The following is a 7,718-nucleotide window of genomic DNA, read 5'->3' on the forward strand; positions in this document are numbered from 1 at the left end:
GGCGATGGACTTTCAGTACGCACCCGCGCCGGAGTCACGCTCGGTCGTCGACATCCGGTCCTCCTACGGCCTGTTCATCAACGGCGAGTTCGTCGACGGGCGGGGTGAGTCGTTCAAGTCGGTCAACCCGGCCACCGAGGAGGCCCTCGCCGACATCGCGTCCGCCTCCTCGGAGGACGTCGACGCGGCGGTGCGGGCGGCGCGCCACGCCTTCGACACGGTCTGGGGCCCGATGCCAGGGCGGGAGCGGGCCAAGTACCTGTTCCGCATCGCCCGGATCATCCAGGAACGGGCCCGCGAACTGGCGGTGCTCGAATCCCTCGACAACGGCAAGCCGATCCGGGAGTCCCGCGACGTCGACGTGCCGCTCGTCGCCGCCCACTTCTTCTACTACGCGGGCTGGGCCGACAAGCTGGCGTACGCCGGATTCGGGCCGGATCCCAAGCCCATCGGCGTGGCCGGACAGGTCATCCCGTGGAACTTTCCGTTGTTGATGTTGGCGTGGAAGATCGCGCCGGCCCTGGCCGCGGGCAACACGGTGGTGCTGAAGCCGGCCGAGACGACGCCGCTGACGGCGCTGCTGTTCGCCGAGATCTGCCAGCAGGCCGAGCTGCCGCCGGGCGTGGTCAACATCGTCACCGGCGCCGGGGACACCGGCCGGCTGCTGGTCGAGCACGACGGGATCGACAAGGTCGCGTTCACCGGCTCGACCGAGGTCGGGCGGGCCATCGCGCGCTCGGTGGCCGGCACCCGCAAGCGGCTCACCCTGGAGCTGGGCGGCAAGGCCGCCAACATCGTCTTCGACGACGCCGCCATCGACCAGGCGGTCGAGGGCGTCGTCAACGGCATCTTCTTCAACCAGGGGCACGTCTGCTGCGCCGGGTCCCGGCTGCTGCTGCAGGAGTCCGTGGCCTCAGAATTCCTCGACGCACTGAAGCGGCGGATGGCGCAGCTGCGGGTCGGCGATCCCCTCGACAAGAACACCGACGTGGGTGCGATCAACTCCGCCGCGCAGCTGGCCCGCATCCGGCAGTTGTCGCAGATCGGCGAGGACGAGGGCGCCGCCCGGTGGTCCGCGCCGTGCGAGCTGCCCTCGCGGGGTTACTGGTTCGCCCCGACGATCTTCACCGGGGTCACCCAGGCGCACCGCATCGCCCGCGAGGAGATCTTCGGCCCGGTGCTGTCGGTGCTGACGTTCCGCACCCCCGACGAGGCCGTCGAGAAGGCCAACAACACGCCGTACGGGCTGTCCGCCGGGGTCTGGACCGAGAAGGGCTCCCGCATCCTGCACATCGCGGACAAGCTGCGGGCCGGCGTCGTGTGGGCCAACACGTTCAACAAGTTCGACCCGACGTCACCCTTCGGCGGCTACAAGGAGTCCGGCTACGGCCGTGAGGGCGGCCGTCACGGGCTGGAGGCATACCTTGAGCACTGAGTCACCGGCGCGGCTCGCCGTTCGCAAGACGTACAAACTGTTCATCGGCGGCGCGTTCCCCCGCAGCGAATCCGGGAGGTCCTACCAGGTGCATTCCGCCTCCGGCGCGTTCCTGGCCAACGCCGCGCTCGGTTCCCGCAAGGACGCCCGCGACGCGGTCAAGGCGGCCCGCGCGGCCGTCGGCAAGTGGTCCGGCGCCACCGCCTACAACCGCGGTCAGATCCTCTACCGGGTCGCCGAGGTCCTCGAGGGCCGCCACGAGCAGTTCGTGAGCGAGGTGAAAGCCGCCGAGGGCGTCTCGCGCAAGGAGGCCGCCGCGCAGGTGGACGCCGCGATCGACCGGTGGGTCTGGTATGCGGGCTGGGCGGACAAGATCGCGCAGATCCACGGCGGGGCGAATCCGGTCGCCGGTCCCTACTTCAACCTGTCCGCGCCGGAGCCGACCGGGGTCGTGGCCGTGGTCGCGCCCGCCGACTCGTCGCTGCTCGGCCTGGTCAGCGTCATCGCGCCGGCGATCGTGACCGGCAACACCGTCGTCGTCCTCGCCGCCACCGACCGGCCGCTGCCGGCGATCTCGCTCACCGAGGTCCTCGCCACCTCCGACCTCCCGGGTGGCGTCGTCAACATGCTCACCGGAAAGGTCGAGGAGATGGCGCCGTGGCTCGCGGCGCACATGGACGTCAACGCCATCGACCTCACAGGTGTGACGGACAACACGCTCGCCACGGCGTTGGAAGTTGCCGCGGCGGAGAACCTGAAGCGGGTGATCCGACCTGGTAGCCCCGACTGGACGACCGATCCAGGAGTGTCGCGGATGCTGGCACTGCTGGAGATCAAGACGGTCTGGCACCCCAAGGGGGTCTGACCGTCGCCAACCGGGCACACTAGGGTGTTTGTGCGCGAGGCCATGTAAGTGAGCAGTGTGCCCGCACGCCGAGCCGACTACGGAGGTCACAGTGGCCCGCCAGTCTTCCCGTCCGTCTTCTTCACGTCCGGCGTCCTCGCGCCCAGCGGCAGCGAAGAAGAGTACCCCGGCGCCCGAGCCGGTCGCCGCCGAAGAGGTTTCGGACATTTCAGACAGCACTGAGACGGCCAACGTCGTCGAGGACGTCGAAGACGTCAAGGACGTCGAGGACGTCGAGGACGTCGAGGCGGGCCTCGACAGCACCGAGGACGACGAGGTCGAGGCGCTGGACGACGACGCCGACTTCAACGAGGAGGACGGCGGCCGGGAGCGCTCCGCGCAGGCCGACGCGATGTGGACCGACGTCAACATCGAGCCGGTCGAGATCGCGCTGCCGAAGGGCGTCGGCTACACCCTGCGGGCCTACCGGCTGTCGACCGAGCTCACCCCGACCGAGCTGGACGAGGAGGAGGACGACTTCGCGATCCTCCACCGCCGCGAGGCGGACGCGGACGACGAAGAGGTCGTCATCCTCGACGACAACGCCGAGCTGTTCGCCGAGGACGAGCCCGAGCCGGCGGCGCTGACGAAGTCCTCGAAGAAGCAGTCCGCTCGTGACGACGACGAGGCCAAGGACAAGGACGAGGACGAGGACGACGAGTCGGACGACGCCGTCGCGAAGGACGAGTCGGACGAGGATGACGAATCGGACGACGCGGACAAGGATGCCGCGGACGAGCCGGACGTCATTGCCGACGACGAGGACGAGGAGGAGCCCGAGGAGGTTCCCGCGTTCCTCGGTCACCGCGGCAAGCTGCTGCTCTTCCGCAGCGTCGAGGGTCTCGTCGAGTTCGTGAAGTCCGACGAGGAGCACGACCTGCTCCAGCTCGACACGTGGAGCAGCCTGAAGACCCGCATCACCGCCTCCTCGGTCGTGCCGAAGGACGAGGACCGCTACGAGCTGGACCTCGTCGTGGAGAACCTCCGCGGCGGCCAGGACGCCTGGGACGGCGAGCTGCTCATCGCCGCCGGTGAGGCCGCGCGGGACCTGGCATATTCGCTGCGCCTCGAGCCGGTGCGCACCGCCCTCTCCCCCGGCTCCCCGCTCGACGACCTCGACGAGGCGCTGCGCGCGGCGGCCGGCGGCGGCGTCGGCGGCTTCTTCGCCAAGCGGCGGCTGAAGAAAATCGGGGCACAACAGGCAGCGCTCGGCTGGCGGACCATAATCGGCAAGATTTCTGCCGCTGTGGACTGGCGTGATTGATTTGTGACCGACAGGATCTAAGCCGTGGGCATTTTGGCACGGCGGGCAAGACCCGACCTTTGACCGGACGGGTGCGGCGCTGAGCGACGATCAGCCGATGAGGGCATTCAACCGAAACGGCTGATCGCGCCACCCGCTCGTAACCTGTTTAGTAGAGGTCGTTCAGTTTGACCTGCGGCAACACACGGCGGGGCGCCGGGACACGCCCCCGCCGACGTGATGAAAGCTCAACTTGCTGTCCCGAGAGGAGGACGACGCGGTGGCGCTCGTTCGGGTGTACTGCGGTCTGGCGTCGGCTGATCTCGCCGAGCCGCAGTCAAGCTCCGAAATCTGGTTGACCGTCGCGGTCGTCGACGACGCCGGCCGACTCATCGACATCTGCGAGGTGAGCGACGACGCCGGCGGCTACGCCGAGCTCAGCGCGCTGCTCGCGCAACGCTCCGGCGGGCAGTCCGCCGTCGCGGTCGCGGCCGAGAGCGACGACCACGTCGTCACCCAGCTGCTCACCGCGGCCGGGCGCAACCTCGCCTTCACCGACGACGACTCGGCCGACGACTACGCCGAGCGGTTCGCCGACGACGAGTCGCCCGAGGAGATCCAGTCCAACGCCGCCGAACGGCGCGCCGTGGGCCTCGCCCGCGCGCTGCAGGCCGGCGTGCTCTCCGCGGTCGGGCAGTCCCCGCCGCGGGACATGCTGCCGCTCAAGCCGGTCCTGGCCGCGCACGCCGCGGTCGTCGCCGGCCGCCAGAGCGCCGCGGCGACGCTGCGGGAGGTGCTGCGCGAGCTCTACCCGGCCGCACTGCGCGCCTACCCGGACCCGGCCGAGGCGATCCCCCTGGCGATCCTCGACGCGCTGCCCGAGCCCGGCATCCTCGGCGGCGGCGCCGCCGGACGGAACCGGGACGCCCAGGTCGTCACCGAGCTCGCGGCCGGCGGCCTCGCCGACGCCACCACCCTCGGCGAGGCCATCACCGCGCTGCGGGTCGCGATCGCCGAGACCCCCCGTCGCACCGGGGTCAACCGGGCGCTCACCGCCGCCGTCGCCGAGACCATCCGGCAGTCCGTCGCCGCGGTCCGCGCCTGCGACGCCGCCGCGTCCTCACTCGTCGGCGTCCTCGCCGACAAGATGAGCCCGTCCCGGCTCCAGCCCGGCCGCCAGCGCGCCGGGTCGCCGCTGACGCCGGTCGCGCCGCTGCGTGCCGCGCCGCCCGTGCCCGCCTCCGCCCCCAGCTCCGCGGGGTCCCTCGGCTCCGTGGCCGCCGTCGGCCAGGACGCGCCGCCGACCCGCAGCCGGGTCGCCGCCCGCGCCGCCGAGGTCGCCCGCGCCGCCGAGTCGACCGCCGCCCAGGGTGCGCCCGGGTCCGCGGCCGCCTTCGGGGCAGGGGCCCAGCCCGCTGCCGCCGCCGGACGCACCACCGCCGCGCAGGCGACCGGTGGCCGCCGCCGCGCTCAGGCCGCGCCCACCCAGGCTCCTCAGCTGCCCACGCAGGCCCAGCCGCCGGCGGTGTCCGCTCCGCCGGCCGCCCCGGTCGTGTCGGGTCCGCCGTCGCGCCGCGCGGTCGTGTCCGGCCCGCCGCTGGTCTCCTCGACCCCGCCGGCGACCGCGACACCGCCCGGCTACCAGCCCGCGGCCGCCTCGTTCGGCCAGCCGGTCACGTCCACGCCGCCCGGCTACGGCCAGCCGGTGACCTCGACCCCGCCCGGCTACGGGCCGCCGGTCACGTCCACCCCGCCCGGGTTCGGGCAGCAGGTCGCCTCCGCGCCTCCGGCGTACGGTCAGCCCGTCACGTCCACGCCGCCCGGCTACGGGCAGCCCGTGACCTCGACCCCGCCCGGGTTCGGGCAGCAGGTCGCCTCCGCGCCGCCCACCTACGGGCAGCCGGTCACGTCGACCCCGCCCGGCTACGGCGTCCCGTCGACGCCCCCGGCGTACGGTGTCACCTCGACGCCGCCCGGGTACACCGCGCCGCCCACCTACGGGCAGCCGGTCACGTCGACACCGCCCGGCTACTCGCCGACCTTCCCGGGCGCCTTCGACAGCGCGCCCGCCGGTGGTCCCGGCCAGCCGGTCGCCCCGCCGTACCAGCCGGCCGCCTACCAGCCGCCGACGCCGACGTATGCGCCCGCGCCGCCGATCCCGCCGACCTACCAGCAGCAGCCGATCCCGGCGTCGATGCAGTCGATCCCGGTGCCGTTGCAGCCCGCGCCGCCGCAGCCGGTGCCGGTCGCACCCCTGCCCGTCGCGCCGGCCCCGGTCGCACCGCCGCCGGTGGCCCCGGCCCCGGTGATCCCGCCGCCGGCGGCGACCGACCAGCAGCCGACGTTCGCGTCGCTGATGCCGCCGCCTCCGCCGGGCATCGCTCCGCTGCTGGCCGACAGTGGCTTCGACTTCACCCGTCCCTCCTCCGCGCCTCCGGCCGCGGCCCAGGAGAGCGACAGCGGCGCGATCCGGCTCAGTGACCTCAGCTCCCTCGGCGAGCCGCCGACCCTGGACCCGGCGACCCCGGCGCCCGGGACGCGGAGCAGCTGGCCGCTGACCGGCACCGACCGCGCCGACGCGTTCGACGGTGACCCGCTGAACATGACGACGTCGGCGTTCGCCGTCGAGCCACCGTCGTTCGCCGCCGAGACCCCGTCGTTCTCGTCGGACCTGAGCAGCCTGCCGCGCCTGAGCGACCTGCCCAAGCCGCCGGTGGAGCTGCGGGACCTCGAGACGCCCGGCGACTTCGGCCGCCGCGGCGCCACCGAGCCCGCCGGCCGCTCCGAGCACGCGGAGCTGCTCAACCGCTCCGAGCTGAGCCGGTCCGAGCGCAACCGGGCCGACCGTAACCGCACCGACCGCGACCCGCTCAACCGTTCCGACCTGTCGGCCCCCGAAGGGGAGCCGGCCGCGGAGCCGAGCCGGGGACGGCGCGCCAGCCGTGCCGACGAGGCAGCCTCCAGCGGACGGTCGGAAGGCCGCCGTTCGGAGCGCTCCCGCGCCGAGGCCGCCGAGCCGTCGCGCGAGTCCTCCCGTGAGGCTGCCCGTGAGACTTCGCGCGAGCCTTCGCGCGCCGAGCGGGCCCGCACCGAGATCCCCCGCAGCGAGCGGTCCCGGGCCGATGCGGCCGAGCCGGCGCCTTCGCGGGCCGAGCGGACCGATCGGGCCGAGCGGCCCCGCACGGAGATTCCCCGTTCGGAGCGGTCCCGGACCGAGATCCCGCGGTCCGAGCGTTCCCGCACCGAGATCCCCCGCAGCGAGCGGTCCCGGGCCGAGCGCCCGGTCGAACTGCCCCGCCAGCGTGAGGGTCGCGTCCCGCCCCCGTGGCAGACCGGCGACCTGCCGGCCGAGCCCGCCGGTCTCCGCCTCGTCGAGCCCGCCCCCGTGCCGGACCCGGCGCTCACCGGGTATGCCGACGAGCTGAGCGGGGAGTACAGCGGCGAGTTCCGCTTCGAACCGCCCGCCCTGCGCCTCGTCGAGGGCCCGGCCGAACGCGCCACCGCCCGCAGCAACGGCACCGGCGCGGGCCGCAGCCGCCGCGCCGCCGCCGAACGCGCCGAGGCGACCACGAAGCCCTCCGACGAGGCCGACGGCGACCTGTTGATATTCGCCGCGGCACGCTCCGCGTGGTTCACCGACTGGGACGCCGACAGCGAGACGGAGACCCCGGCCGAGCGCCCCGCCGTCAGCTGGGAGAACCAGAACGACTCGGCCTGGCGGGCCGCCGAGGAGGCCGCCCAGCCGAAGCTCGGCGACGAGACCTCGACCGGCCTGCCGCGGCGCGTGCCGCAGCAGAACCTGGTTCCCGGCTCTCCGATCAACTCCCCGGAGCGCCCGCTGCGCATCGTCCGCGACGCCGCGCAGATCGCCGCGCACACCACCGGCTACTTCCGTGGCTGGCGCCGGGGCCAGGAGGTCGGCGGTTTCGCCGTCGGCGGCCGCCCGGGTCGCGAGGCGGCCGGCGGCTGGGACTTCAGCCGCGAGCGTGAGGCCAGCCGCGAATACCAGGAGCGCGAGTTCGAATACCGCTCAGCGCGCCGCTGAGCACCGAAGAAGCACCGAAACAGTGATCGAGGTGCGGGTCGCAGAAGCCGGCGGTGCGCTGCCACAGCGTGCGCAGGTCCTCCTGCACCAG

4 protein-coding genes are annotated in these 7,718 nt (G+C 73.4%); all 4 read left to right on the forward strand.

Annotated elements, in window-relative coordinates; translation table 11 throughout:
• Positions 1–4: 4 nt before the first annotated feature.
• The 4 genes from AB0K00_RS13250 to AB0K00_RS13265 all read left to right on the forward strand — a co-directional run bounded on the left by AB0K00_RS13250 (position 5) and on the right by AB0K00_RS13265 (position 7,627).
• The gene (locus tag AB0K00_RS13250; protein ID WP_363519654.1) at positions 5–1,435 is read left to right on the forward strand and encodes an aldehyde dehydrogenase family protein; all 1,431 of its coding nucleotides are present in this window, start codon (positions 5–7) and stop codon (positions 1,433–1,435) included.
• Positions 1,425–2,300 (forward strand): aldehyde dehydrogenase family protein, encoded by an 876-nt coding sequence (locus AB0K00_RS13255; RefSeq protein ID WP_363519657.1) that lies wholly within the window; start codon positions 1,425–1,427, stop codon positions 2,298–2,300. Before AB0K00_RS13250 ends, AB0K00_RS13255 begins: the two co-directional genes overlap by 11 nt.
• 91 nt (positions 2,301–2,391) lie before the next feature.
• Entirely contained in the window at positions 2,392–3,603 is a 1,212-nt protein-coding gene (locus AB0K00_RS13260; protein WP_363519659.1) for a DNA primase, read from the forward strand.
• A gap of 235 nt (positions 3,604–3,838) precedes the next feature.
• Positions 3,839–7,627 carry a hypothetical protein gene (locus tag AB0K00_RS13265; RefSeq protein WP_363519701.1) on the forward strand — a complete coding sequence of 1,263 codons (3,789 nt, stop codon included), beginning with the start codon at positions 3,839–3,841 and terminating at the stop codon, positions 7,625–7,627.
• The last annotated feature ends 91 nt before the right edge of the window (positions 7,628–7,718 follow it).

It is taken from the genome of Dactylosporangium sp. NPDC049525 (genome assembly GCF_040676755.1).
Lineage (GTDB): Bacteria > Actinomycetota > Actinomycetes > Mycobacteriales > Micromonosporaceae > Dactylosporangium.